Below are 25515 nucleotides of genomic sequence, written 5' to 3'. Positions count from 1 at the left end.
ATGGCGATTATTTAATCGCGTCAAACAACCACGGTGCCTGCTGACGACGGCGCGCTTCATAGGCACGAATATCCGCCTCGTTTTGCAGCGTAATACCGATATCATCCAAACCATTCAGCAGACAGTGCTTGCGGAAGCCATCAATACTGAAGGTCATCTCCTCACCGGATGGGGTGATGACCAGCTGGCGCTCCAGATCGATACTCAGCTGATAACCGTCAGCCGCAGCACTTTCTTTGAACAACTGATCAACCTTCTCTTCATGCAATACAATCGGCAACAGACCATTCTTAAAGCAGTTATTGTAGAAGATCTCAGCAAAACTCGGCGCAATCACGCAACGGAAACCGTAATCATCCAGCGCCCAGGGTGCGTGTTCACGGCTGGAGCCACAACCGAAATTTTCCCGCGCCAGCAGCACACTAGCGCCCTGATAACGGGGCTGGTTGAGGACAAATTCCGTATTTAGTGGACGCCCTTCGCAGGACTGATCCGGCTGACCTTCATCCAGATAACGCAGTTCATCAAACAGGTTTTTACCAAAGCCGGAACGCTTGATCGATTTCAGAAACTGTTTGGGGATAATCATATCGGTATCGACATTGGCCCGATCCAGCGGTGCAGCGATACCTGTGTGCAGTGTAAACTTATTCATCTCGCTCTCCCGATACCTAATTAAAGCAATTCACGTACATCGATGAAGTGGCCAGTCACGGCCGCCGCCGCCGCCATTGCCGGGCTCACCAGATGGGTACGACCACCGAAGCCCTGACGGCCCTCGAAGTTACGGTTAGAGGTTGATGCGCAGTGCTCACCATTGCCCAGTTTATCCGGGTTCATCGCCAGACACATGGAGCAACCGGGCTCACGCCACTCAAGGCCTGCCTCGATAAAGATCTTATCCAGCCCTTCCTGTTCTGCCTGAGCTTTAACCAGGCCAGACCCCGGTACCACCAGCGCCTGAATAATGTTATCCGCTACTTTACGCCCCTTAACGACTTTGGCCGCATCACGCAGATCTTCGATACGGGAGTTAGTACAGGAACCGATAAACACCCGATCCAGTTGGATGTCGGTAATTTTCTGATCGGCGGCCAATCCCATATATTTCAGCGCCCGGTTGATACCGTCAACCTTAACCGGATCTTTCTCATTAGCAGGGTTTGGCACCTGACCAGACACGCCCACCACCATCTCCGGCGAGGTTCCCCAGGTGACCTGTGGCTCGATATCGGCAGCGTTAATCTCAACCACCGCATCAAACTCCGCATCAGCATCAGAGGTCAGATCGCGCCACTCAGCAACCGCTGCATCCCAGTGCTCACCTTTCGGGGCAAACGGACGACCTTCGAAATAATCAATAGTGATCTGATCAACCGCCACCAGACCCACGCGTGCACCCGCTTCGATAGCCATGTTGCAGACGGTCATCCGCCCTTCCATCGACATCTCGCGGAACACGTCGCCACCAAACTCAATCGCATAGCCGGTGCCGCCTGCAGTACCGATCACGCCGATCACGTGCAGCACCACATCCTTCGCTGTCACACCAACGCCCAGCTCACCATCGACACGCACCAGCATGTTCTGCATCTTCTTAGTGATCAGACACTGAGTCGCCAACACATGCTCAACCTCAGAGGTACCGATACCATGGGCCAGCGCACCCAGCGCGCCCAGCGTCGCCGTATGAGAATCACCACACACTGCGGTGGAACCCGGCAGAATAGCGCCCTGCTCCGGTGCCATAACGTGGACGATCCCCTGACGGTGATCGTTCATTTTAAATTCGAGAATACCGAACTCATCACAGTTAGCATCCAGGGTTTTCACCTGAATTTTAGACACCGGATCGACAATCAGATCGACACCACCAGAACGTTCTGTAGTGGGGACGTTATGGTCCGGCGTGGCGATATTAGCATCAATACGCCACGGCTTACGCCCGGCCAGTCGCAGCCCTTCAAATGCCTGCGGTGAAGTCACCTCATGCAGCACCTGACGATCGATATAGATCAGCGAACTGCCGTCTTCGTTGGTTCGCACCAGATGCGAATCAAACAGTTTGTCGTATAACGTTTTTCCAGCCATTTGAGGTTACCTCACTACGTCTTATTACCGGCGATTGTTCAGCCAGCCTTTTTATATGCAGCAATCCTAGTGCAGGATATAGCAGAAAACAAATTCATAATTTTTATACTTTGCATTCCAGTTTGGAATAGATAGACTGACGACAACAGCAACAGGACAGATCCCATGGATACCAACTCGTTACAGGCCTTTGTCGCAGTTGCCGAAAGCGGCTCTTTTTCCCGGGCAGCGGAGCAACTATTTCTCACCCAGTCAGCGATGAGTAAGCGCATTCTGATACTGGAGCAACAACTGAATAGCCGTCTGTTTGACCGCATCGGCCGCACCGTCGGACTGACCGAAGCGGGTCGCGAACTGTTGCCCAGAGCGAACCGCATTCTGCTGGAACTGGAAGACGCGCGCCGCTCCCTGAGCAACCTCAGCGGTGAAGTCAGCGGCACCCTGTCAGTAGCAGCCAGCCATCATATAAGCCTGCACCGCCTGCCCCCGGTATTGCGTCAGTACATTCACGAGTTTCCCGAGGTAAAACTGGATCTGCGCTTTGATGAGTCAGAGATCGCCTATGATAATGTGCTGCGTGGCAATCTTGAGATCGCGCTGATCACCCTCTCGCCTCATCCCGACCCCAGCATTCATTCCCGGGCAATCTGGCGCGATAAACTCAATTACGTTGTCGCGCCCGATCACCCACTGGCAGCTCTTGATCAGGTGACACTGGAACAGCTGTGCGATTTTCCGGCAATCCTCTCTGGCAGCGCCACCTTTACCCGTCAGCTGGCCGAACTACAGTTTTCACAACTGGGCTTGCAGCCAGATAAAGCGATGTCGACGAACTACCTGGACACCATCAGAATGATGGTTCAGATCGGGCTTGGCTGGTCGCTATTACCCGAGACCATGACCGAAAACAGCTTAAAAGTGCTCAATGTGGATGTGCCTCCGGTGACCCGTGAGTTGGGATACATTACCCATAAGGAGCGGACACTGAGCAATGCAGCCCGTCACTTTATACTCCTTTTGGAGCAGGCGGCAGAAAAGGGTTCATAATCTTCACCCGCTTCATTAAGATGTTAATACAGATAACCATTAGGCACTGATGATGACTGAGAACTCGGGTAGCGGTACTGACAACTGGCTACAGGAACAACTGCAACGTTGGCAGGAGATGGCAGGTCAACTGACGTCTATGCAACCTGAAAAGTGGCAGCAGTTTCTCGACAGTTTTCAGGGCGGCCCTACTACTGATTTCAGTGATCAGCAGGCTAACCTGCTGAATCTGGTCAAGTCACAGGCAGCACAGTTCAGTCACTTTGCCGATTCACTGCGTGATAAAAACAGCGACAATCTCAGCACCGATCAGTTGGTGGAGCAGATGCAGCATTATATGCAGCAGCAGTGCAACGAGATGCTCAGCCGCCAATGGAACCTGCCGGAACCTTTTGCCACCCTGATGAAAGACGCCCTGTTGAATCCCGAATCTCTCTCCCAGACGCCCTTTCGGGAACTGCTGGAACAACTGGCAAAATCCCCGGAGATCGGCAACGGCCCCTACAGCCCGGCACAGATTCGCTCGCTGGCCCAGGCGGTCATCGATTATCAGGACTCCCTGCATGGTTACCTGCAGCAGTATGACCAGATCTTTAACCAGACCGGTGTCGATCTGAAACAACTGCTGGATCAGCAAACAAACGATATTGACAGTGTTAAAACCCTGCAAAACCTTTGGGTTGAGTGTTACGAAAAAGCCTACCGCGAAACTGTGTTCACCGAACAGTATCAGGCGTGTCATGGCCGCATCAGCAACAGCCTTAACCGGGTGCGTCAACTGGCCTTTAATAACCGGGATAAAAAGCTCAAAGAGTTTGGTCTGGTTACCCGGGAAGAGCTCGACAGCACCATCCGCGCACAACATCGGATGCGTAAACAACTGCGGCGACAGCAACAGGAGATCGACGAGTTGCGTGCGCTGATTGCCACACTCCAGAAGCAGCAGAAGCCGCCGCAACGCCGCAGCCGGAGCAAAACTGAATGAGCGGTTTCAAATTCAGCCCGGAGAAAATCATTTCAGAACTCTGCCAGTTCAACGAGCACCTGTTACAGAGCGTAAACACGCTGCAGCATCTCGAAGAGGTCAGCGTCGGCCAGACGCCTAAAGAGATCATCTATCGTGAAGATAAACTGCAGTTGTTCCGCTATCAAAGCGAGAAAACACCCGGCAAGAAACGCTGCAAAACCCCACTGCTGATCTGCTACGCGCTGGTTAACCGTCCCTATATGGTCGACCTTGACCAGGAACGCTCATTTGTTAAGCGACTATTGGAGCTGGGGCTGGATATCTACCTGATCGACTGGGGGTACCCCGATGCCGCTGACCGCTACCTGGATATGGATGACTATATCAACGGCTATATTGCCAACTGTGTCGATCAGGTATTACAGGATTCCGGCCAGGACCAGCTTAATCTGCTGGGAATCTGTCAGGGTGGCACTCTGAGCCTCTGCTATACCGCGCTTAACCCCGACAAAGTCAAAAACCTGGTCACCATGGTGACCCCGGTTGATTTTAAGACACCGGACAATATGCTCAGCCACCTGGCACAACAGATCGATATCGACCTGGCCGTTGAAACCTACGGCAATATCCCCGGCGCCATGCTCAACGATGCCTATAATGCCCTGATGCCGATGCGCCTGGGGCTGCAAAAAAACCTCAACACCCCCCGACAACTGAGAGACAGAGCCTCTGCGTTAAGCTTTCTGCGCATGGAAAAATGGATCTATGACAGCCCGGACCAGGCAGGTGAGATGTTCCGCCAGTTTCTCACTACCTTTTTCAAAGATAACGGTTTCATCAACAACGCTGTACTCGTCGGCGACCAGTCTGTCGACCTGAAGCAGATCACCCAGCCCCTGCTCAACGTTTATGGCAGTTCTGATCACCTGGTACCGCCCTCTGCTTCCCGTGCCCTGACCGGGCTGACAAACAGCCATGACTATACAGAGTATGAGGTCGCTTCCGGACATATTGGCGTATTCGTGTCCGGAAAATCGCAAACTGAGGTCGCCCCGGGCATTGCCGACTGGTTAAAGCAACACGAATAACAGGAAGATAATCCCGGCTTTTTTTGAAAATTCCCTTTTTTCCTCCGGGTTTCTCATCTAAAATCCCGCCTTTCTTTTGTCGTTAACCAAAAACCGTTTGGTTTTTAGCCGGAGTTTATGACGTTGCCATCTAACGGGAAAATCAAACTGCAGGGTTTTAACAACCTGACCAAAAGCCTGAGCTTCTGCATCTATGATGTCTGCTATGCCAAGACTAAAGAGCAGAAAGCTGAATATATCGAATATATTGATGAGCAGTACAACGCTGACCGTCTGACAGAGATCCTCACCGAAACCTGCGATATCATCGGCGCTACTGTGCTCAACGTTGCCCGCCAGGATTATGATCCTCAGGGAGCCAGCGTCACCATTCTGGTGGCAGAAGAACCCCTGAAAGACTCAGCAAATGTCGACACCTCGGAAAAACCAGGACCGCTTCCCGATTCGGTGGTTGCTCACCTGGATAAGAGCCATATCTGCGTGCACACTTACCCTGAAGCACACCCGGATGATGGCATCTGTACCTTCCGTGCCGATATCGAAGTGTCCACCTGCGGCATTATCTCACCACTGAAGGCGCTGAACTATCTGATCCATAAACTGGATTCCGATATTGTCACCGTCGACTACCGGGTGCGCGGCTTTACCCGTGACGTCAACGGCGTAAAACATTACATCGACCACGATATCAACTCGATTCAGAACTTTATCAGCCAGGATATCCGTGATGAATACCAACTGATGGATGTTAACGTCTATCAGGAGAACATCTTCCACACCAAGATGATGCTCAATGATGTCGACCTCAACACCTACCTGTTCGGCACCACCACCGCCGACCTGACCGGCCGCGAAATCGAAGAGATTACCGAACGTCTGTATCAGGAGATGAACGAGATCTTCTACGGGCGGAACATGCCGGATATGAAGGGGAAGTAAACAGTTAGAACGGCGCTGCGCGCCTGCTAGTCGCTAGTGGTTAGACGTCGCTTCGCGACTTGCTAGCAAGAGCCACTCGTTCCCATGCTCCTGCGTGGGAATGCATACCTTAGTTAACGTGCTCAACCAACCATGCTCAGCTATCTCTCACACTCTCATTCTTATAAATCAATGACTCTGACCCTGTTGATCGTTTTTATACCTAAGCAACGGTGTCAATACATATTCAATCAAATAGTACTTTCAAGTTTTCACTCCAGCACTAACACTCATACCGAGCACCAGATCGACTTCGCGGCCATCTACCCAGAGGGTGTTTTTATGCATCAGTATTCTGGCTTTGCAGATTAGTCCGCAGTTTTCATCGGCGGTGGCATCGCTGGAAACATTATCGACCACCGCGATGATCACTCCATATTTGGTAAAGGAGAAGGTGTTGATCCGGGCAATACACCCGATCAATTTGAAATAAAGGAATCGCGGTCTGCCATACAACCATTGGAGTAGGGTCGGGTTACCTGAGCGGGTAAAAAAATAGGTAGCCAGTAGATTATTGAGCTGCAAGGCTGCTGTCTATTCCATAGACTACATAACCCATTGTTTCAAAGCCGTAAACCATCGGATCATAGAGGATTCACTGCTCGAATACAAAGACCTGTATCAGCGCTTCGACACGCTATTCGCTGCCTTCCCACTCCCCTTTTCCATTAACTAAACCTATCCCTTTATCTTGTAGATTTTTCACGTCGACAGCCTCCACCCATCTATCACCTACTTTTTACATGGTTTTTTAGAATTCTTGCCTATACTAGATAGGTTCAGATTGCGGGGGTCTGGCACATAAAAATTATTAAAACTGAAACCCATTTGTAGAGAGAGCAATTATGAATCATCTCAATCGACGCGACTTTATCAAGCTCGGCGGCGTAGGCGTTGCTGCCGGGGTAACGTCTCTAACGCCATCAAGCGCACTGGCTAAACAGGAAGTATATAACCCTGGGGCAACGACGCTTCCCTATCCACAACTGGCCATTGCCTTAGCCAAGTCACTGCCACAAAACAAAGCCGTATATTTTAACTACCCCGATGAAAGCTCTCCATGCACTGTGATTCGTATGGGGCAACCTGTGCCTGGTGGTGTTGGCCCCAACCTGGATATTGTGGCTTACAGTAGCCTCTGTCCACATATGGGATGCCCGGTCAGCTACGACCCCGTATCTCGTGATTTCAAATGCCCCTGCCATTTCAGCGTGTTCGATAGTGAGAAAAAAGGCCAGATGGTCACCGGCCAGGCAACAGAGAACCTGCCTAAGATTCGCCTGGAATACGATACCAGTACCGATTCGGTGACTGCTGTTGGTGTTGATGGTCTGATCTTCGGCCGCCAGGCCAACATTTTATAATCCGGAGGGTCATTATCATGTCACTTAATAAAGATCGTATACCACTACCCCCTGTGGATGCTGAGAAAACTAATATGACCTGCCACTTCTGTATCGTCGGCTGTGGCTACCATGTATACAAATGGCCCCATGGAGCCGAGGGTGGGCGTGCACCTAATGAGAATGCTTTGGGCAAGGACTTCCGCAGCCAACAGCCGCCACTGTCGGGCACCATGACCCCCGCCATGGTCAACGTGGTTGAAGATAACGGCAAGAAGTACAACATCATGATCCAGCCGGACAAGGAGTGCGTGGTTAATCAGGGGCTGAGCTCGACCCGCGGCGGTCAGATGGCCACGATTATGTACAACGCCGACAGCATCACACGGGACCGTCTCAAATACCCACGCCTGTTCACCGGCGATGACTGGGTGGACCTGAGCTGGAGCGACGCGATGTCGGTTTACGCTGGGGTAACAAAGCGCATTCTTGACGCCTTCGGACCCGATTCAATCATGTTCAACGCCTTCGACCATGGCGGTGCCGGTGGCGGCTTCGAGAATACCTGGGGTAGTGGCAAGTTAATGTTCTCTGCCCTTAAAACCCGGATGGTGCGTATTCATAATCGCCCGGCTTACAACTCTGAGTGTCACGCCACCCGCGATATGGGCATCGGCGAGCTGAATAATAGTTATGAGGACAGCGAACTGGCAGACACCATTATGTTTATCGGAGCCAACGCCTACGAGACCCAGACCAACTACTTTCTCGCTCATGCTCTACCTAACCTGACTGGCGCCAGCCTGAATAAGAAGAAACAGTGGTTCAAAGAGGAAACTGTTGATAATGGACGCTTCATTCTGGTGGATCCGCGCCGCTCACTGACCACGGCGATTTGTGAGACTAACGCCCGGGACCGGGTACTTCACCTGCAGATCAACCCGGGTACCGATACCGCACTGTTCAACGGCCTGCTAACCCATGTCGTTAACAAAGGTTGGCACGATAAGGACTTCATTGCTCAATACACCTCAGGCTTCGATGAAGCCCTCAAGACCAACCAGATGAGCCTGGATGAGTGCTCCAGGATCACCGGCGTATCAGTGGCGGATCTGGAAAAAGCGGCCGACTGGGCCTATAAGCCGAAGCCATCCGGCCACCGCCCGCGTACCGCGCACCTGTATGAAAAGGGTATTATCTGAGGCAACGACAACTATCTCATTCAGTCAGCGCTGGTAGATCTGGTACTGGCCACCCACAACGTGGGTCGTCGTGGCACCGGCGTCTGCCGTCTCGGTGGTCATCAGGAGGGCTATGCACGTCCGCCCTATCCCGGTAAGCGGCCGATCTACATCGACCAGGAAATCATCAAAGGTAACGGCAAGATGCTCACCGTGTGGGCCTGCAACGCCTTCCAGTCTACCCTGAACGCTCAGGAGTATCGTCAAACGTTATATCGCCGTGCCAACATCGTCCGTGATGCGCTGGCCCAGGTGCGCGGGCGCGGCGTAGATAGCATGATCGACGCCATCTATGGCGCGGTCACTAATCGCGGCGGGTTATTCATTACCACCATCGATCTCTACCCGACTAAGTTCGCTCAGGCATCTCACCTGATGCTACCTGCGGCTCATCCCGGTGAAATGAATCTAACCTCGATGAACGGTGAACGACGCATGCGTCTATCGGAAAAGTTCATGGACCCTCCCGGGGAAGCCAAGCCCGACTGTCTGATCGCCGCCGAAATTGCCAACAGCATCAAAGCACTGTACGAGAAAGAGGGTAATAAGACGATGGCTGAACGCTTCTCGGGCTTCGACTGGAAAACCGAGGAGGATTCCTTCAACGATGGCTTCCGTAAACCCGAAGGCATAGACAGTCAGGGAGGGCCAACGGGCGATCTTGTCACCTATGAACGATTGCGTAAACAAGGCAATAATGGCGTCCAACTGCCGGTCAGGGAGTACAAGGACGACCAGCTGATCGGTACCGAGATGGTCTATGCCGATTACAAGTTCAGCACCTCCGATGGCAAAGCACACTTCCTGCCTGCCGAGTGGACCGGCCTGCCGGAGATGGTTGAATCCCAGCGTAAAAAATACCGGTTCTGGATCAACAACGGCCGCACCAACCATATCTGGCAGACGGCCTACCACGACCAGCGCGTCGACTTTCGCACCAAGCGCTATCCCATGGCACCAATCGAAATCAATCCGACAGATGCCAAAGAGCTGGGGATCGAGTCAGGTGATGTGGTCGAAGTGTTCAACGATTTCGGCTCCACCTTTGCCATGGCTTACCTGGAACCGGACATGAAGTCTGGCCACACCTTCATGATGTTCGGGTATTTCAACGGTAACGTAGGCGATGTTGTCACCAGCTGGACCGATCGGAACTACATCCCCTATTACAAAGGGACCTGGGCCGATATCCGTAAGGTCAGCTCGATGAAGGACTATAAAGAGACGGTATCCTTCAAGCGTCGCCGTTATATCTGACCATGGTGATTAAAAGCCGGCCCAGCAGAGGCCGGCTTGTTAAGTAATGAAAACAGAGAGATAGAATCAGATAGCTAACCTGCAACCATTTTAGAACAGATTTGTTACCCCCCCTCTTCCGTAAAGTTGCCCTGTAGTATTCATTTAATACCTCCTGCTACGCTGAGGCTGCTACCTTGTAACGCGTACCTTCTGAGATATAAAAACAATCAGCAACCGCTAGGAGTACGTGATGAGTAATAAGAAGATTCTGATGATCACCGGGGATTTCACCGAAGACTATGAAACCATGGTGCCCTTTCAAACCCTGCTGACGGTGGGTCACCGTGTCGATGCGGTCTGCCCTGATAAAGTGAGTGGCGATTCGGTTGCCACTGCGATTCATGATTTTGAGGGCGATCAGACCTATAGCGAAAAGCGGGGTCATAACTTCACCCTGAATGCCACCTTTGCAGAGATCGATCCTGCTGACTATGACGCGCTGGTTATTCCCGGTGGTCGTGCCCCGGAATACTTGCGTCTCAACCCTGCTGTGCTAACCATGGTGCGCCATTTCTTTGATACGAACAAACCGGTGGCAGCGGTTTGTCACGGCGCTCAGATACTCTCTGCGGCGGGTGTATTGAAAGACAGGAAGTGTTCTGCCTATCCCGCCTGTATGCCTGAGATCACGCAGTCGGGGGGGATTTTCGCTGAGATCGCTATTGATGCGGCCATCACCGATGGCAACCTGGTCACGGCACCTGCCTGGCCCGCTCATCCTGCCTGGTTATCGCAGTTTTTAGCGCTGTTGAAATAAGCTGCAACCTAGCACTGTTGAAATAGAGCGTTAGAAATAGCAAAAAGTTTAACCTGCAGCTAACCTTTGATAACGCTCAACAACGGCTATCTGAACAGGTAGCCGTTTTATTGTCGGCAGGAATAGCTCTGTTTTCAAAACGAACAGACAGGATTGAACTATGTGTAAACTGTTTATCAATGGCGATACGGCCCACTGGAAGAGCAGTACCCGATCACTACGTATCGACGGCATGGTTACCAGTGTGCGGCTGGAAAACTATTTCTGGAACACCCTGGAAGAGATCGCCGCGCGGGACCATATGAATATCCCGCAGATGCTCACCCGTCTCTATCATGAATCGATTGATGCGGGGCATGATCTGGGTAACTTCACCTCGTTCCTGCGGGTATGCTGTATGCGCTATCTGGCATTGCAACTGACCGGAGAGATTCCGGTCAACAGAGAGATCGCCATTAATACGCTGGATGCAGACTCTATTTTATTCAGAACAGGCATTAAAAAACCCGCTAGGACCTGTAAGGATCATTAGCGGGCTTATTCAACTAACAGACACTACTTATCTTCTTTCGTTGGCCCGGCATCATTACTGGCAGGATTGTCTGACGACTTTTCACCACCCGGCGGGGTAAAGATATTCCACATCGCCATGTTCTGATCGGCGATCTTGTTCATCATATTCAGTGGGTTGGCGGCACCGATCATATTCTGCATCTGTTCGCGGATACGTTCCTGCTGATCGATGAAGGTCGCAATACTCTGTTCCAGGTACTGGCTCATCATTCCCTGCATACTGTCACCGTAGAATCGGATCAGTTGTTGCAGCACCTGATTGGTCAACAGCGTGCCATGTCCCAGCGCTTCCTGTTCGCTGATAATCTGTAGCAGTATATTACGGGTAAGATCGGCTCCGGTTTTAGAATCCTGAACCTGAAAATTTTCCTGACTCAGTACCAGTTGCTTTACATCTTCCAGCGTGATGTAACAGCTGCGGGATGTATCGTACAGACGGCGATTTGTGTATTTTCTGAGAATTCTCAAAATTATCTCTCTCTGCTGTTTTATTCCTGCTTCCAACACGCTATATCAGTGCGGCGGGAAGCTATTTATTTGTTTTTATCCGAGCTTTTACTGGTGTTGCTATAGACAGTCATCATATTCAGCAGCATTTTTTGTATCGCATCCATAGAGCCAAGCCCACTAGCCATATAGGGCTGAAACAGCGTCAGCGGATCATAACCATCTACACCGGCATCCATGCGCTCCTGAATTTTGTTCATCATCTCTTTCTGAAACGATTCCACATCCGGCAACCCCAACACTTTACGGAGTTCTTCGGGAGTCATCTCCACATCTATTTTGAAATTCATCAGCACTATCCTCATTCGGATCAGCTTATCAGCCAGAAATTATCACCTACAGAGCAAGCCTTGCAGAGCGTTCTTTTAACAACGAACTTTCAACCACGATCTTTCAACCACAATCCCTGCGTAAAGCTGCACAATGGTGACTCAATGACTTAACTTTATTTAATCTAATACTATACCAACTGCGGTGCAAAACAAATTTACCGATTCGTAACTGCACAATTTTCTGGTTTTATCCAAATAGTTGCGCACAAAGCGGCGATTAATACGGCGATAGCAGCGACACTGAATGTTGCGGCTGCACCCAGGTTTTCCCACATCATGCCACTGCACAATGCGCCCAGTGCGCCGCCAACACCGAAGCCGAAGCTACTGAACATCGCCTGTCCCTGACCGTGATTGGAAGGTGAAAAATAGTGATGCACCAGGGCAATGCCCACCACGTGCAATACGCCGAAACTGACTGCATGCAGCGTTTGGGCAAACAGCATCAGCGAGAGATTTTCCGGGATCAGCCCGATCAGCAACCAGCGCAACACGCTGAGCAGAAGACTGATAATCATCAGCTTACGCAACCCCAGCCCGCCAATCAGTCTGGGCATCAGAATGAAGATCAGCACTTCTGCAACCACGCCAACCGACCACAGCAGACCGATCTCGGTACGACTGTACCCCAGGCTGTCCATCAGCACCGAGTAAAAGGTGTAATAGGGACCGTGACTAAACTGTATCAGCAGACAGATGAGAAAAAAGACCACAACCTGAGGCCGCAGCAATTGCTGCATAAAGCCACTTTCATTGCTGTTGCGGGCCGGGGCTTTACCCTCAACAAACAGTGAAGAGATCCAGATCATCACCATCAGCCCCAGCATCATACCAGGCAGCCAGCGGATACTGACCAGGTCGAGCAGCCAGCCTATACCCATCACCGCCGCAATAAAGCCAACAGACCCCCACAGGCGGATACGGCTGTAGAGCTCTTCCCGGCCCTTAAGGTGGGTCAGGGTCAGCACTTCAAACTGGGGGAGTACCGCGTTCCAGAAAAAGCTGAAACCCGCCATCACCAGTGCTATCCCCCAGGCCCCCTCTTGCCAGAAGATCAGTATAAAGATCAGGCAGGTAAAAAATGCACCATAACGCACAATCCGCAGCCGCTCTCCGGTGCGATCCGCCAGCCAGCCCCAGATATTCGGCGCCACAATCCGCGAAGCCATCAGAATCGCCATCAGCCCACCGATGGTCTCTGCATTAAAGCCAAACGACTTCAGATAGAGACTCCAGTAAGGCACCATCGCACCCAACAGCGAGAAATAGAAGAAATAGAAGCCCGACAGACGGCTGTAGGTATTGAGTTGCATCAGCTATTTGGTTTCATTGAGGTTTTGCTACGACTCCTGTCATGCATTCAGGTCATAAAAACAAAAATCCACCGATTTGTGCAACCGATGGATCTTTGCGATAGCGCAATACAGCACGCTACCCCACTAGCGGAAGGAAATCAGGCGTCGCCCAGTTCCTCAAGAATATATTGTGGCAGCGCGAAACTACCGCAATGGATCTGCGGGTTATAGTAACGGGTTTTGATACCGCTGGCCTTAAAGCGTTCGGCAATCAGATCGACACTCTGCTCTCGCTTAGCCGCATCATCGCAACCCCAGGCAAAGGTCATGGATCCGCCAATATAGGTTGGTACCGCTGCGGTATAAAAAGTCTGATCCGAGAAGTAAGGGCTGAGACGCTGACGGGTAGTCACCACCTCCTGAGGCTGCATATAGACCACGCCGTTTTGCGCCACGAAGATACCACCCTCATTGAGGCAACGCTTACAGCCTTCATAGAAACGGCTGCTGAAGAGTACTTCACCGGGGCCAACAGGATCAGTACAGTCAGAGATAATGACATCGTACTTCTCATCGGTCTGGCAGACGTAATCGATACCATCACCAATCACGATATTCGCACGAGGATTGTCGTAGGCGCCCTGCGAGTGGTTCGGCAGATACTCAACACACATATCGATGACCGCCTGATCGATCTCCACCTGAGTCACACTCTCGACCGCCTGATGTTTCAGCACTTCACGCAGCATACCGCCATCACCACCGCCGATAATCAGCACCTTTTTCGCATTGCCGTGGGCCATCAGCGGCACATGGGTGAGCATCTCGTGATAGATGAACTCATCTTTTTCAGTGGTCTGAATAATGCCATCCAGCGCCATAACAGTTCCGAATTTAGGGTTACGGAAAATAATCAGATGCCAGGAATCGGTCTGCTGTTCAAACAGCACCTCTTCAACATCAAATGCCTGACCGTAGCCATCGTAAAGTGTCTCTTTGTAGACTGTCATAGTAAATCCACCAAAACTGAAGACGAACGTTTCGCCGTCGTTAAAAAATAGTTACAGGTAACTAAAAACAAAAACCCCTTGGTTGCAAAAACAGATCTGCAAAAAGGGGTTTCACGAATGCAATGGAGTAATTTTAACCTTTTAACACCGGAGTTTCACACACTACCTCGGCATTTTGTGCCCGATGGCGCAGCAAGTGATCCATCAGTACAATCGCCATCATCGCTTCAGCGATAGGCGTGGCGCGAATACCAACACAGGGATCATGACGCCCATGTGTGACAACCTCAATCGCTTCGCCCCGGCTATTGATGCTTCGGCCCGGCAGACGCAGACTGGAGGTTGGCTTTAAGGCGATATGCGCGGTGATCTCCTGACCGGTGGAGATGCCTCCGAGAATGCCGCCCGAATGGTTAGAGAGAAAGCCTTCCGGCGTCATCTCATCACGGTGTTCGGTGCCCTTCTGTTCGACACAGGCAAAGCCATCACCGATCTCAACCCCTTTAACGGCATTAATACTCATCAGTGCATGGGCCAGTTCAGCATCAAGACGGTCAAAAATAGGCTCGCCAAGGCCGACAGGCACACCGGTCGCCGAAACAGAGATTTTCGCACCCACTGAGTTGCCCTCTTTACGCAGGGCATCCATATAGGCTTCCATCTCAGCCACTTTATTCACATCGGGACAGAAAAACGGATTTTGCTCAACCTGATCCCAGTCGAAGCCATCGATCTTAATCGGGCCAAGCTGAGACAGATAACCGCGCACCTCAACCCCTTTTGCAGCAAGAAACTTTTTCGCGACAGCACCTGCAGCAACGCGCATCGCCGTTTCCCGTGCCGATGAGCGGCCACCCCCACGGTAATCACGGAAGCCATATTTATGGGTGTATACGTAATCAGCATGGGCCGGACGGAAGGTTTCCTCAATGTTAGAGTAATCCTTGGAGCGCTGGTCGGTGTTTTCGATCAACAGGCCGATCGGCGTGCCGGTGGTCTTGCCTTCGAACACACCGGAAAGAATCCTTACCTCATCCGCCTCACGCCGCTGCGTGGTGTGTCGGGACGTACCCGGCTTACGACGATCAAGATCCCGTTGCAGATCCGCTTCAGTCAGTTCAATTCCCGGAGGACAGCCATCGATAATACAGCCCAGTGCCGGACCATGGCTTTCGCCGAAAGTAGTGACAGTAAATAGCTTACCGTAGGTGTTTCCTGACATCGTCTGTTCCCGATTTTAAAGCAAAAAAATTTAGTCGATTATACCCTAGTCATTCAGACAGCGCTGCAATACTGTCGCACCTCTGCGGCGGTCAGCAGGAAGACGCCATTGCCGCCCTGCTCCAGCTCCAGCCAGGTAAAGGGGATCTGCGGATACTGTTGTTGCAGATGTACTTCACTGTTACCCACTTCAACCACCAGCAGACCATCCTCGGTGAGAAACTGCTCTGCCTGGCGCAGAATCTGTTTAGTGATATCCAGACCATCAGGCCCGGAACCCAGCGCCAGATCGGGCTCATGCTGAAACTCCTGGGGCATCCCTGACAGATCAGCACTATCTACATACGGAGGATTGCTGACAATCAGATCATAGCGACGCCCCTGCAAATTGCTAAACAGATCGCTTTCGATAGCCGTGACCCGCTCATCCAGCTCATGGCGGGTGATATTACGCCGGGCAACATCCAGCGCATCGGCTGAGATATCCGCCAGATCAACCTCCGCCTCTTCAAAGGCATACGCGCAGACAATGCCGATACAACCACTGCCGGTACAGAGATCCAGAATTCGCTCCACCGGCCCTTCCCGCAACCAGGGGCTAAAATGCTGCTCAATCAGTTCCTGTATCGGCGAACGGGGAATCAACACCCGCTCGTCAACATAGAACGGCATCCCGGCATACCAGGCTTCTCCTATAATATAGGGCAGAGGCCGGCGCTGAATGACCCGCTGCTGAAGAAAATCCAGAACTCTTTCTTTCTCATCCTGGGTGATCCGCGCATCCAGCAGTTGTGGGTTACTGTTCCACGGCAGATGCAGTGCCCCCAGCACCAGTTGCACCGCCTCATCCCAGGGATTGTCGGTGCCATGACCAAAATAAAGGTCATGTTCATAGAAACGGCTCATGCTATAACGGACAAAATCACGTATCGTATGCAGCTCTTTCAGGGTCTGTGCTTGATTGATGGTCATGTCTGGATGGATAATTCGTCGGATTAATGCCTGCTTTATTGCAGGCCGTGTATGTTAATGAATAATGTTTGCGAACGCTATGTCTGAAAACGATCTGCCTGATAACGAAAACACCGAAGTTGATTTTGCCTCTGCCATGCAGGGCGTTACCCGCATAACAAATGACCGGGCAGACTTGCGCGGACGGCCCAAAAAACTGCGGCTGGCTGACGATGAGACCACCCGCTATAAACGGCAGATGGCGGTCACCGATGAAGAGATGATTGTCGATGGCCTCAACTCAGAGGTGATCAATCTGGTTGAAACCGAAGATGAATTGATCTTCGCCGCGCCCGGCGTTCAACTAAAACTGATGAAGCGTCTGAAACAGGGACATATCCCCTGGGATGCAGGTCTCGACCTGCACGGCTATATTATTGACGATGCCCGTACCGAGCTCAGCAGTTTTATTCGCGAATGCAGCCTTCAACAGCTACGCTGTGTAATGGTGATCCACGGTAAATCGAACAGCGTAGAAAGCCAGCATGCATTGATGAAGTCTTATGTGAATGACTGGCTGAGACAGATGCCTCAGGTGATCGCATTCACCTCTGCGCAACCAAAAGATGGTGGAACAGGCGCCCTTTACGTACTACTGAAACGGGCTAAGTAATAAAATCCGCAGAAATGCTTAAATCTTCGTCTACACACTTTACCTCTGTGTACTAATCACGTAAGTTAGCACACTTTTTTAACGGCCCTGTCACACAGCTGTGTTCCGCAGACGGTTCTCAGAGTGAGTGGCGGAGGATCAGACAGGCCAAGACAGGATTACACACTGTAATGGAAAAAGAATTTGCCAGCATAATCGAACAGCTGGGTGAAGACCTCACCCGTGAAGGCCTGGTCGATACCCCGAAACGCGCTGCCAAAGCGATGCAGTTTCTCACCCGCGGCTATGAACAGAACCTGGAAGAGGTCATCAATGGCGCGCTCTTCCCTACCGAAAACAGCGAGATGGTTATCGTTAAAGATATCGAGCTGTACTCTATGTGCGAGCATCATATGCTGCCATTCATCGGCAAATGCCACGTGGGTTATATTCCCAGGGGCCAGGTGATAGGACTGTCTAAGATCGCGCGGATTGTGGATATGTTTGCCCGACGCTTGCAGATTCAGGAAAACATGACCAAACAGATCGCTGATGCGATTATGCAGGCGACCGGCGCTGACGGTGTTGGCGTCGTTATCGAAGCACAGCATATGTGTATGATGATGCGTGGCGTGGAAAAACAGAACAGCAGCATGAAAACATCGATGATGCTGGGGTCGTTCCGCAAGAGTCAGTCAACCCGCAGTGAGTTCCTGTCACTGATCAACTGAGCTTTTTGTTAATGTTTAACTATAAAGGGATCCTCATCTGAGGATCCCTTTTTTAGTTATTGCTTACTTAATTTTACCTTTGAGTCATTTAGCCTCGACTCTGAACGTCCGCAACAGCGGCTTGAGCCAGCGCCAGCGACTCACCAGCATCGCCATAAAAATAAGACTACAGCCTCCCAATTGCAAAGCGCTCATCTCCTCTGCGTAGATTATCGCTGCCAGCAGAGCGGCCCATACCGGTTCCAGCGTCATGATTAACGCGACATGACTGGCCGGTGCCAGGCTCTGAGCGTAGGTCTGCAGGGCAAAACGCAAACTGGTGGCAATAAAGGCGCTGGCGAATAACCAGCCAAGTGCCGCATCACTCACCGAATCGGGCCAGACCTCAAAACAGGCCGAGACAACTATTCCGCCTATACCGACTATTAGCAGCTGTACTGCTGTCAGAATCAGCGCCGGAACCGCTAACGCCATGCGGGAGACCAGAACAAAATGCACCGAAAACAGCAATGCAGCAAAGAGAAACCACAACTGACCCGCCGCCAGAGAGATCCCGCCTTCGAGCGATAGAAGCATCAAGCCAAAAATGGCAACGGGCAGAGAGAGCCAGGTGCTCAGCGGTGCCCGTTCGCGGTACACCAGCCACGCCATCAGCGGGACCAGCACCACCCCCAGACTGGTAATAAACGCACCTTCCCCCAGATGAGACCCATGCTGCAGCCCCATAATCCAGCACAGCAGTGCGCAGGTCATCAGCAGCCCCAAACGCATCACCGGGACGAGAGTATGCTGCTGCAACAAAGGCCGCAGATCTTTATAGGCTGGCAGCATCAGCAATAATCCTGCAAACAGAAAACGGATACCGATAAACAGCAGAGGTGGAAACTCTTGTAACGCCTGCTTAGAAAAAATCCATCCTGCCGCAGCAATCAGGGTTACCAGTAACAGCAGCAGATCAGCCCGTGCTGCAGGAGACAGCGGCATAAAAACCTCAGTAGTCAGATGACGATAGTCTGTGAAAATTTTGGAAGTTTAGGCTGTTATCGCTTTTTGAACCATGAAAAAAGCTCAGGCGGTTAACTGTAACCCCCTGGCGGCATTATACATATCCTGTTTTGCGCAACACTCATTGGTTAAAAACAAGCAGGGATATCGCTTTATTAACGCATTGAAAGCTCCATCTGCCTCAGACTTTCCTGAGCCAGATGACGACCCAATTCTATCATCTCCCGTGCGCGGTGAAACTCATAGAAACGGCAGGCATCTTTGGGTATACCAATCAGCAGATCGGGTGGATAACCAGCGACTTTATACTTACCAAGCGACTCCTGCATCACTTCAACTGAGTTAAACAGAACATCAATTCGACCGGTAGCCTTATGAGGGGGAAGATCCCTGACGCCGGCTTTCAAGGTTTCGACTTTGGACTCATATTTTCGATTTAACTGCCATTCGTCACTAAAACCTGACTGTTCAAGATATTGAGTGTCCGGCAGGGGCACTCGATGCCGTTGGGCTTCGGCATTCAGATCAACCGCGATAATCAAGTCAGCGTGGGCGGCCACTGTCGGTATAATCGGGATCGGATTCAGTACACCTCCGTCGACCAACACCCGATCCTCTTCAATCACCGGCGTAAAGAAACCAGGAACCGCGATAGACGCCCTGATCGCATCAAACATCAGGCCCTTCTGGAACCACACCTCTTTCTGATGGGTCAGATCCGTGGCAACCGCCGTGTAGGCGATCGGCAGTTCCTGAATCAATGGGTTACCGGCGATATCACGCAGTTTGGTTAATAACCGCTCGCCTCTGATAGTACCCTCTCCCCGAAGAGTTAGATCCATCAGTTTAAACACATCGATACGTCTGAGGCTGGTTACCCACTCAGTGTACTGCTCGAGACGGCCCGCAGCGTAGATCCCACCCACAAGCGCCCCCATTGAGCTGCCAGCAATACAGACGATCTCATAGCCACGCCGGTTAAGTTCTTCAATAACACCGATGTGGCTATAACCCCGGGCTCCACCACTACCCAATACCAGCGACACTGTGGTTTTCATAGCTCTGATCCTTGGCTAAAACCTGACACTTAAATCGTATAAATAAACGGATATAAAATTGCTAACCAATCTGATCAGCGTAACTGAATCCAAACACCAGCAGGTTGCTCTATCTCACTAACCGGCAGTGCTGGTCCAACGCCAACATTCGAGACCCTTGCGGGCTCAATGCCTGCTTCGATCAGCAGATCCTGAACTTCAACCGCCGCGTTACTGCTGCGGCTCAACAGTTCATCTAACGCCACGCCACTGGCCTTATTATAGCTACCAATCAGAATCGACTGCTGTGGATTATTACTCATAAAATCGATCAGAGGCTCGAGTTGCTCACTATCATTCAACCAACTAAACCCTTGTTGTTGCAGATCTGCCGCCAAGGTTTCCGATGTCTGTTTCAGCGGTTCAATCAGATCAATATGCACATAGACCCGACGGTTACCCCGTTTTACCGTATACAGGGCCAGCTGAAGATTTCCGGCACTCGCAGAAAGAAAAAACTGACTCCGGTCCAGACCATAGAGTTCTGCGACTTCAAAATAGTTGTTTGCCCACTGGTTACTGCTACCACACTGGCGGCTGCTGCACTGAAAAAGAATTTTTGCCTGCATACTTTGCAGTAATTTCAGGTAATAGTTAAACGCCTGATCCGGTGTATCAATATCCGGAAGTCTGTAGGTGATGCGGGTGAGTTCGCCCTTTATACGTTTATCGAGTTCTGGCGCAATAATGCCGCCAATCTTTCTCATCGGACCGGTAGCAAGGGCATATTCAGGTACCGTCCGGGTGTTATAGCTGACAATCCAGCTTAACGGAAATCTGGGTAGCTGATGGGGGTCACTACTGCCACTGACATCACTCTCTGCCCGAACCGTGAAACTTAACAGCAACATCAACACTACCGGTAAAAATGCTTGAATCCTCATTAACAATCCTTATGTTCGCTAACTAAAGTTAAACCAGATCAAACTCATTAATCAGTGTAGCAATCAGTCCGACCGCCTGCTCTTCCAGATGCAGATGATGGCCTCCGGCTAAGCGTTCTGTTCTGATATTACGTAACAAAGCAATACGCCGATCACTCTGAGGTATACCATCTTTACCCAGAATAAGCAGTGTTGCTGCGCTGATACGCTGAAGAAAGCTTTCCACCTGAGCCTCTGACATACGCAGAATAGAGGGCAGCATTAGGCTCGGGTCACTACGCCAGAAGTAGCCCCCCTCACGCTGCTCAAGTCCACGTTCAACCAGCCATCGGGCCGCTTGCGAGTCCACCGGCCAGCGACCATTCATCCGAGCGGTTACTGCCGCTGCAAAATCGTCATAGCCTTTCTGCACCCGCCCCTGCAATCTGACACGTTTTCTGATCGCCAGTGCTAACTGCTCTGCCGTATCTTCCGGGTCGGTCACCAATGGTGCGATCCCCTCAATCAGTACCACTTTATTTAATCGCTCAGGAAAAGCCCCGGCAACCAGCGTAGCGATGCTGGCCCCCATTGAGTGCCCTATCAGAGAAAAGCTTTCTAATCCCAATTGATCGGCGACACCCAGTACATCCTGTACATTATCCCAGATATAATAGGGCATCGACGCGGGCCGGTGATCGGAATAACCATGTCCCATCAGATCCAGCGCAATCAACCGCATACCCCTTAACCGGGGCGCCAGACGATTAAAGGTAGCCGCATTATCCAGCCAGCCATGTAGCGCCAGCACCGGGGTTGCATCAGGATCACCCCAGCTCTTTGCCGCTATCCGGTGTCCATTGACGTTAAAGCGCAACTCTTCTTCAATCAGGGTATCGTTCATCTATTTATAAACCTTACTTTCCGTCGAGTTTGTCCCCGCACGGCATATATCAGGATACAAAAATGGGGTAGTATCTGCACTGTTTTCTCGTTTAAAAACAGATAGTTTTCAAAAATAGTTTAAACCGGAAGATTAACAATAGTGCTAACCGACCCGTCCCGAGGCCTTAGATGACGAACACCATATCACGCATTAAACCCCAACAGGCGGGGCTGTGGCTTCTGGGTATTCTGCTTCTGCCTGCAACCCTGTTCTTCCAGCCCAACCTTGGCGGCGAAGGGATGTCGATTTCACACAATATCTCCGTCTGGGTCGCTGCCGTTTTAGTAATATCCGCCGCCACCCTGCTGATGCTCAGAGAGAAACAGTTTAGCTATCCGAAGCTCTGGCTGCCAATGACCGCCCTGCCGATCGGGATGATAATCCTCGGCTTTATCGTGGACAATTTTCTACCGACAGAATGGCTGTTTCGGCAGCTCTATATTTTCGGCGGTTTTCTGTTTCTGATCGCCCTGTTCCAGTTTCGCTTTTCGCCCAGGGATGTCGAGCGGGTGCTGTGCATCATTCTGATCGCGGGTGTTGTCCATGCACTCTACGGAATCTCACAAATCCTCTGGCCCGGTATTCTGCCGCTGGTTATAACCCCGAGCCATAAGATCCCGTACAGCATTTTCCAACAGATCAATATTCATGCATCGTTCCAGGCGACAGTGCTGATGACCGGACTCTACATACTAAGCCGTCCCTGCACTCTCAAACTCCGCCCTTTATTGATGCTACTACTGCTAGCCAGTATTTTCCTGAGCAGCTTTATCGTTGCCTATTCCGGCTCACGCACGGGTCTTATCTCTGCGGTCATCGGCGGGACCATTTTCATTATTTGTAACTGGCGTCGCTATCTTCAACGTAAAACGCTCGCTATAGCTGCCGTATTCTCAATCTTTTTAGCGCTCTTTATGGGCAGTCAGGGTATACAGATTAGTTCAAAAAAGATTGGAGATATCTCCGATGCAAGCATCTCAGGGGTTGCGGAATCAGGAAACAACAGCCGCATTAATATCTATAAAATAGCCTTTGAGGTGTTTAAACAGCAGCCGCTCAGTGGCCACGGCATCGGCAGTTTCCAGAAAGTCTGGCATGACCAGAAAGTAGATTATCTACAACGATTTCCGAATGCCAATCTCCCCCCCGACCGCCTGAGTCATCCCCATAATGAGCTGATGTTCTGGCTGGTAGAGGGTGGACTGATCGCAATAGCCGGGATTCTGATATCGGTTATCGCGGTGCTCTATGCCGCCTTCAGCTGCGGCTGGCGGCGCGGATTGAGCTATATTGCGATGCTGATTCCCATCGGTTTGCATACCCAGGTGGAACTGCCCTTCTATATCAGCAATATCCCCTGGTTTATGATGCTATTGCTGATATTTGTGGTACTGCAACATAGTACTAAAAGCAAACCTCTGGCCCTGAGCCGATCTGCAGAGATCACCACCGGGGCTACCGCTGTCGCCCTGTTTCTGGGTGTAACACTGGTTATGGTTCAAACCGTACAGGCCAACAACAGCATTATCCGTTTTTTACAGGGTCGCATGACAGAACCGGCACAGCTACAACCGGCGCTGAGCAATCCATTCTTCAGGGAGGACGCCGAACTGTACCTTATGCGAACGCTATTGTTACGCGAACTGAACGCCCGACAGGGACATTTCGCACCCCAGTTTATTCAGTGGGCAGAGCCCTATATTGAATACACCCCGATCCCCCAGCTCTATATCGATCTGTCACGGGCCTACCTGGCAACCGGCGAGAAAGAAAAAGCGATTAAAACAATTGTGGATGGGCAGGCACGCTATCCCAAGATTGCAATGTTGAACGAGAGTTTCCGACTAATAAAAAATGCTGCAGCAGGGATATCTCAGCAGCTAAAGAGTAACAACCCGGCAGTGAGCGAAGCTGTTAGCGTGAACAGTACAGAAACTAGCGCAGCAGACGCTGCAGCTGCCCCAATCCTGCAGCCGGAAACGCCAGCTCAATAATCGCCATAGCGCCCGGTAACATCGGTTCCGGGCGAGTTAGGTTACCTTCGCATAGCAGGGAGACCAACGAGCCTATCAGCGGCTGATGTGTCACCAGTATTAGCACATCATCGGCCTGCTCTGCCAACCAATCCAGCACCCGCTGAGGTGATGACTCCGGCGTCAGTAACGCCAGAGGAAGCAGCTCAGCAGGCTGCACCTGGCGTACCAGATCAGCGGTTTGGCAGGTACGGACAAAGGGACTATGCACAATCCGCTCAACCCCGACAAGTTCAGCTGCGTTGAGTCTGAGCATCTGTTGCAGCTGCAGCCTGCCACGATCGGTCAACTGACGCTGCTCGTCACTCGGAGCAGTGTAGCTTGCCTCACCATGACGCAATAACAGTAAACGCATTAGCTATCAGTTCTTGGTAAAACAAACTCAACATCACTACTCTGGGTATTGAGCATCATCATCTTCGCCACCTGAGACACCGGAGCATGGTTAAACACCACCTCGTAAAGACCGCTGACTAATGGCATATATATCTCCAGCTCATCGGCTTTCTCTTTGACATAACGCAGGGTATTAACACCCTCAGCAACCTCTCCCAGCGCATCGACAGCGTCTTCCAGAGTCTTCCCCTCTCCCAAGGCATAGCCAACCCGATAATTACGACTCAGGGGGGATGAACAGGTTACAATCAGATCACCCACTCCGGCTAAACCAAGGAAGGTCATGGGATTCGCGCCCAGCTGAACGGCAAAACGACTCATCTCTGCCAGGCTGCGGGTCATCAGCATGCTTTTAGTATTTTCCCCCATGCCCAGCGCCGCACTCAGGCCAGAGGCGATTGCATAGATATTTTTGAGGGTTCCGCCAAGCTCGACGCCATACATATCGGTGCTGGCATAGATGCGAAAAAAGGCACAGTGAAGAATCTCCTGCACGGCGCTTCTTACCCGCTCATCGGCGCTGGCAATCACTGTCGCCGTCAGTTGCTGTTGCGCTATCTCTTTTGCCAGATTAGGACCGCTGATCACGCCGATAGGATTTGTGGGCAGCTCTTCAGCAAGAATCTGACTCATCAGACTGAAGGTCTTTGCCTCAATCCCTTTGGTGGTGCTTACCACGATCTGATCAGCCCGTAAAAATGGTTTTGCCTGATGAATTACATCGCGAAAAGACTGGCTGGGGATAGATACAAAGATAATCTCAGCATCCGCGACTGCGCGCTGCAGGTCTGCGGTAGCGGTAAGATTGTCAGATAGTTGGCGACCGGGAAGGTAACGATTATTCTCGTGGGTGCGATTAATCTCTTCAGCCCGCTCGGCATTGCGCATCCACAGATTAACTTTTTCACCCTTAGTGCCAATCAGGTTTGCTATTACAGTACCAAAACTGCCACCACCCAGTACTGCAACTTTTACCCTGTCTGTCATCAGAGATTCCTTACATATATAGATTTGCTTGAAGAACGTTTCTATAGCAGAGCGGTAATATACAAAAGCTCTTACTGATAAAAACTATTACTTATAATTACTGCC

At 51.2% G+C, this 25515-nt stretch carries 25 protein-coding genes and 1 pseudogene; 11 read left to right on the top strand and 15 right to left on the bottom strand.

The window, feature by feature from the left end:
- Positions 1–7: 7 nt before the first annotated feature.
- Positions 8–655: a 3-isopropylmalate dehydratase small subunit gene (leuD, locus tag Q0499_RS04980; RefSeq protein WP_299196920.1), complete on the bottom strand. Its 648-nt coding sequence runs from the start codon at positions 653–655 to the stop codon at positions 8–10.
- A gap of 20 nt (positions 656–675) precedes the next feature.
- The gene (leuC, locus tag Q0499_RS04975; RefSeq protein WP_299196919.1) at positions 676–2091 is read right to left on the bottom strand and encodes a 3-isopropylmalate dehydratase large subunit; all 1416 of its coding nucleotides are present in this window, start codon (positions 2089–2091) and stop codon (positions 676–678) included.
- A gap of 165 nt (positions 2092–2256) precedes the next feature.
- Here leuC and Q0499_RS04970 point away from each other — a divergent pair, with 165 nt between their 5' ends.
- The 4 genes from Q0499_RS04970 (at position 2257) to speD (ending at position 6132) form a co-directional block, all read left to right on the top strand.
- Positions 2257–3138, top strand: coding sequence for a LysR family transcriptional regulator (locus Q0499_RS04970; protein WP_299196917.1), 882 nt, complete (start codon positions 2257–2259; stop codon positions 3136–3138).
- A 52-nt stretch (positions 3139–3190) separates the two neighbouring features.
- Positions 3191–4123: a poly(R)-hydroxyalkanoic acid synthase subunit PhaE gene (locus Q0499_RS04965; RefSeq protein ID WP_299196916.1), complete on the top strand. Its 933-nt coding sequence runs from the start codon at positions 3191–3193 to the stop codon at positions 4121–4123.
- Positions 4120–5193 (top strand): class III poly(R)-hydroxyalkanoic acid synthase subunit PhaC, encoded by a 1074-nt coding sequence (gene phaC, locus Q0499_RS04960; protein ID WP_299196915.1) that lies wholly within the window; start codon positions 4120–4122, stop codon positions 5191–5193. Before Q0499_RS04965 ends, phaC begins: the two co-directional genes overlap by 4 nt.
- Positions 5194–5310: 117 nt before the next feature.
- Positions 5311–6132 carry an adenosylmethionine decarboxylase gene (gene speD / locus Q0499_RS04955; protein WP_299196914.1) on the top strand — a complete coding sequence of 274 codons (822 nt, stop codon included), beginning with the start codon at positions 5311–5313 and terminating at the stop codon, positions 6130–6132.
- A gap of 243 nt (positions 6133–6375) precedes the next feature.
- Here speD and Q0499_RS04950 read toward each other — a convergent pair whose 3' ends face one another.
- Positions 6376–6696: a hypothetical protein gene (locus Q0499_RS04950; RefSeq protein WP_299196913.1), complete on the bottom strand. Its 321-nt coding sequence runs from the start codon at positions 6694–6696 to the stop codon at positions 6376–6378.
- Between the two features lie 320 nt (positions 6697–7016).
- On the opposite strand from Q0499_RS04950, the gene Q0499_RS04945 reads away from it, so the two are divergent.
- From Q0499_RS04945 to Q0499_RS04930, 4 genes and pseudogenes are all read left to right on the top strand, one after another.
- A complete protein-coding gene (locus Q0499_RS04945) occupies positions 7017–7535 on the top strand; it encodes an arsenate reductase (azurin) small subunit (protein WP_299196912.1) in 519 nt (172 codons plus the stop codon).
- A 17-nt stretch (positions 7536–7552) separates the two neighbouring features.
- Positions 7553–10012: pseudogene (locus Q0499_RS04940) on the top strand (arsenate reductase (azurin) large subunit).
- A gap of 232 nt (positions 10013–10244) precedes the next feature.
- On the top strand, positions 10245–10811 hold the full coding sequence (locus Q0499_RS04935) for a DJ-1/PfpI family protein (RefSeq protein WP_299196911.1): 567 nt from the start codon (positions 10245–10247) through the stop codon (positions 10809–10811).
- A 160-nt stretch (positions 10812–10971) separates the two neighbouring features.
- Positions 10972–11343 (top strand): ribbon-helix-helix domain-containing protein, encoded by a 372-nt coding sequence (locus tag Q0499_RS04930; RefSeq protein WP_299196909.1) that lies wholly within the window; start codon positions 10972–10974, stop codon positions 11341–11343.
- 23 nt (positions 11344–11366) lie between these two features.
- Here Q0499_RS04930 and phaR read toward each other — a convergent pair whose 3' ends face one another.
- The 6 genes from phaR to prmB form a co-directional block, all read right to left on the bottom strand.
- Positions 11367–11852 (bottom strand): polyhydroxyalkanoate synthesis repressor PhaR, encoded by a 486-nt coding sequence (gene phaR, locus Q0499_RS04925; RefSeq protein ID WP_299196908.1) that lies wholly within the window; start codon positions 11850–11852, stop codon positions 11367–11369.
- A 65-nt stretch (positions 11853–11917) separates the two neighbouring features.
- Positions 11918–12181: a DUF6489 family protein gene (locus Q0499_RS04920; protein ID WP_299196907.1), complete on the bottom strand. Its 264-nt coding sequence runs from the start codon at positions 12179–12181 to the stop codon at positions 11918–11920.
- A 197-nt stretch (positions 12182–12378) separates the two neighbouring features.
- Entirely contained in the window at positions 12379–13536 is a 1158-nt protein-coding gene (locus tag Q0499_RS04915; RefSeq protein ID WP_299196906.1) for an MFS transporter, read from the bottom strand.
- A 140-nt stretch (positions 13537–13676) separates the two neighbouring features.
- Entirely contained in the window at positions 13677–14528 is an 852-nt protein-coding gene (gene speE, locus Q0499_RS04910) for a polyamine aminopropyltransferase (protein ID WP_299196905.1), read from the bottom strand.
- Between the two features lie 133 nt (positions 14529–14661).
- Positions 14662–15750 carry a chorismate synthase gene (gene aroC / locus Q0499_RS04905; protein ID WP_299196904.1) on the bottom strand — a complete coding sequence of 363 codons (1089 nt, stop codon included), beginning with the start codon at positions 15748–15750 and terminating at the stop codon, positions 14662–14664.
- A gap of 53 nt (positions 15751–15803) precedes the next feature.
- The gene (prmB, locus tag Q0499_RS04900; protein ID WP_299196903.1) at positions 15804–16721 is read right to left on the bottom strand and encodes a 50S ribosomal protein L3 N(5)-glutamine methyltransferase; all 918 of its coding nucleotides are present in this window, start codon (positions 16719–16721) and stop codon (positions 15804–15806) included.
- 79 nt (positions 16722–16800) lie between these two features.
- Here prmB and Q0499_RS04895 point away from each other — a divergent pair, with 79 nt between their 5' ends.
- Together Q0499_RS04895 and folE are read left to right on the top strand one after the other, a co-directional pair.
- Complete coding sequence (locus Q0499_RS04895; RefSeq protein WP_299196901.1) at positions 16801–17373, top strand: Smr/MutS family protein; 573 nt, start codon at positions 16801–16803, stop codon at positions 17371–17373.
- 170 nt (positions 17374–17543) lie between these two features.
- The gene (gene folE, locus Q0499_RS04890) at positions 17544–18083 is read left to right on the top strand and encodes a GTP cyclohydrolase I FolE (RefSeq protein WP_299196899.1); all 540 of its coding nucleotides are present in this window, start codon (positions 17544–17546) and stop codon (positions 18081–18083) included.
- 84 nt (positions 18084–18167) lie between these two features.
- Here the strand turns inward: folE and Q0499_RS04885 are convergent, their stop codons facing one another.
- From Q0499_RS04885 to Q0499_RS04870, 4 genes are all read right to left on the bottom strand, one after another.
- Complete coding sequence (locus tag Q0499_RS04885; protein WP_299196897.1) at positions 18168–19067, bottom strand: DMT family transporter; 900 nt, start codon at positions 19065–19067, stop codon at positions 18168–18170.
- A 176-nt stretch (positions 19068–19243) separates the two neighbouring features.
- Positions 19244–20146 (bottom strand): patatin-like phospholipase family protein, encoded by a 903-nt coding sequence (locus tag Q0499_RS04880; RefSeq protein ID WP_299196896.1) that lies wholly within the window; start codon positions 20144–20146, stop codon positions 19244–19246.
- Positions 20147–20220: 74 nt separating this feature from the next.
- Positions 20221–21069: a DUF4892 domain-containing protein gene (locus Q0499_RS04875; protein WP_299196895.1), complete on the bottom strand. Its 849-nt coding sequence runs from the start codon at positions 21067–21069 to the stop codon at positions 20221–20223.
- Positions 21070–21097: 28 nt separating this feature from the next.
- Positions 21098–21952, bottom strand: coding sequence for an alpha/beta hydrolase (locus Q0499_RS04870; protein ID WP_299196894.1), 855 nt, complete (start codon positions 21950–21952; stop codon positions 21098–21100).
- 170 nt (positions 21953–22122) lie between these two features.
- Between Q0499_RS04870 and Q0499_RS04865 the strand changes: the two genes are divergently transcribed.
- Positions 22123–23988, top strand: coding sequence for an O-antigen ligase family protein (locus Q0499_RS04865; RefSeq protein WP_299196893.1), 1866 nt, complete (start codon positions 22123–22125; stop codon positions 23986–23988).
- Here Q0499_RS04865 and sixA read toward each other — a convergent pair.
- Both sixA and Q0499_RS04855 read right to left on the bottom strand, forming a co-directional pair.
- Entirely contained in the window at positions 23930–24382 is a 453-nt protein-coding gene (sixA, locus tag Q0499_RS04860; RefSeq protein ID WP_299196892.1) for a phosphohistidine phosphatase SixA, read from the bottom strand. The two genes, Q0499_RS04865 and sixA, sit on opposite strands and share 59 nt — an antisense overlap.
- Complete coding sequence (locus Q0499_RS04855) at positions 24382–25410, bottom strand: NAD(P)H-dependent glycerol-3-phosphate dehydrogenase (RefSeq protein WP_299196891.1); 1029 nt, start codon at positions 25408–25410, stop codon at positions 24382–24384. The genes sixA and Q0499_RS04855 overlap by 1 nt, the downstream gene beginning before the upstream one ends.
- Between the last annotated feature and the right edge of the window lie 105 nt (positions 25411–25515).

Source organism: uncultured Amphritea sp. (assembly GCF_937127095.1).
GTDB lineage: Bacteria > Pseudomonadota > Gammaproteobacteria > Pseudomonadales > Balneatricaceae > Amphritea.
This window is presented reverse-complemented; position numbering and strand designations above follow the sequence as displayed.

Coding starts and splice junctions, on each gene's coding strand:
- Q0499_RS04935 (WP_299196911.1), top strand. CDS start 10,245: ATGAGTAATAAGAAGATTCTGATGATCACCGGGGATTTCACCGAAGAC.
- Q0499_RS04970 (WP_299196917.1), top strand. CDS start 2,257: ATGGATACCAACTCGTTACAGGCCTTTGTCGCAGTTGCCGAAAGCGGC.
- Q0499_RS04885 (WP_299196897.1), bottom strand. CDS start 19,067: ATGCCGCTGTCTCCTGCAGCACGGGCTGATCTGCTGCTGTTACTGGTA.
- Q0499_RS04875 (WP_299196895.1), bottom strand. CDS start 21,069: ATGAGGATTCAAGCATTTTTACCGGTAGTGTTGATGTTGCTGTTAAGT.
- Q0499_RS04865 (WP_299196893.1), top strand. CDS start 22,123: ATGACGAACACCATATCACGCATTAAACCCCAACAGGCGGGGCTGTGG.
- aroC (WP_299196904.1), bottom strand. CDS start 15,750: ATGTCAGGAAACACCTACGGTAAGCTATTTACTGTCACTACTTTCGGC.
- Q0499_RS04880 (WP_299196896.1), bottom strand. CDS start 20,146: ATGAAAACCACAGTGTCGCTGGTATTGGGTAGTGGTGGAGCCCGGGGT.
- leuC (WP_299196919.1), bottom strand. CDS start 2,091: ATGGCTGGAAAAACGTTATACGACAAACTGTTTGATTCGCATCTGGTG.
- Q0499_RS04965 (WP_299196916.1), top strand. CDS start 3,191: ATGACTGAGAACTCGGGTAGCGGTACTGACAACTGGCTACAGGAACAA.
- Q0499_RS04855 (WP_299196891.1), bottom strand. CDS start 25,410: ATGACAGACAGGGTAAAAGTTGCAGTACTGGGTGGTGGCAGTTTTGGT.
- Q0499_RS04920 (WP_299196907.1), bottom strand. CDS start 12,181: ATGAATTTCAAAATAGATGTGGAGATGACTCCCGAAGAACTCCGTAAA.
- Q0499_RS04915 (WP_299196906.1), bottom strand. CDS start 13,536: ATGCAACTCAATACCTACAGCCGTCTGTCGGGCTTCTATTTCTTCTAT.
- Q0499_RS04895 (WP_299196901.1), top strand. CDS start 16,801: ATGTCTGAAAACGATCTGCCTGATAACGAAAACACCGAAGTTGATTTT.
- Q0499_RS04930 (WP_299196909.1), top strand. CDS start 10,972: ATGTGTAAACTGTTTATCAATGGCGATACGGCCCACTGGAAGAGCAGT.
- speE (WP_299196905.1), bottom strand. CDS start 14,528: ATGACAGTCTACAAAGAGACACTTTACGATGGCTACGGTCAGGCATTT.
- Q0499_RS04945 (WP_299196912.1), top strand. CDS start 7,017: ATGAATCATCTCAATCGACGCGACTTTATCAAGCTCGGCGGCGTAGGC.
- folE (WP_299196899.1), top strand. CDS start 17,544: ATGGAAAAAGAATTTGCCAGCATAATCGAACAGCTGGGTGAAGACCTC.
- sixA (WP_299196892.1), bottom strand. CDS start 24,382: ATGCGTTTACTGTTATTGCGTCATGGTGAGGCAAGCTACACTGCTCCG.
- prmB (WP_299196903.1), bottom strand. CDS start 16,721: ATGACCATCAATCAAGCACAGACCCTGAAAGAGCTGCATACGATACGT.
- leuD (WP_299196920.1), bottom strand. CDS start 655: ATGAATAAGTTTACACTGCACACAGGTATCGCTGCACCGCTGGATCGG.
- phaC (WP_299196915.1), top strand. CDS start 4,120: ATGAGCGGTTTCAAATTCAGCCCGGAGAAAATCATTTCAGAACTCTGC.
- Q0499_RS04870 (WP_299196894.1), bottom strand. CDS start 21,952: ATGAACGATACCCTGATTGAAGAAGAGTTGCGCTTTAACGTCAATGGA.
- speD (WP_299196914.1), top strand. CDS start 5,311: ATGACGTTGCCATCTAACGGGAAAATCAAACTGCAGGGTTTTAACAAC.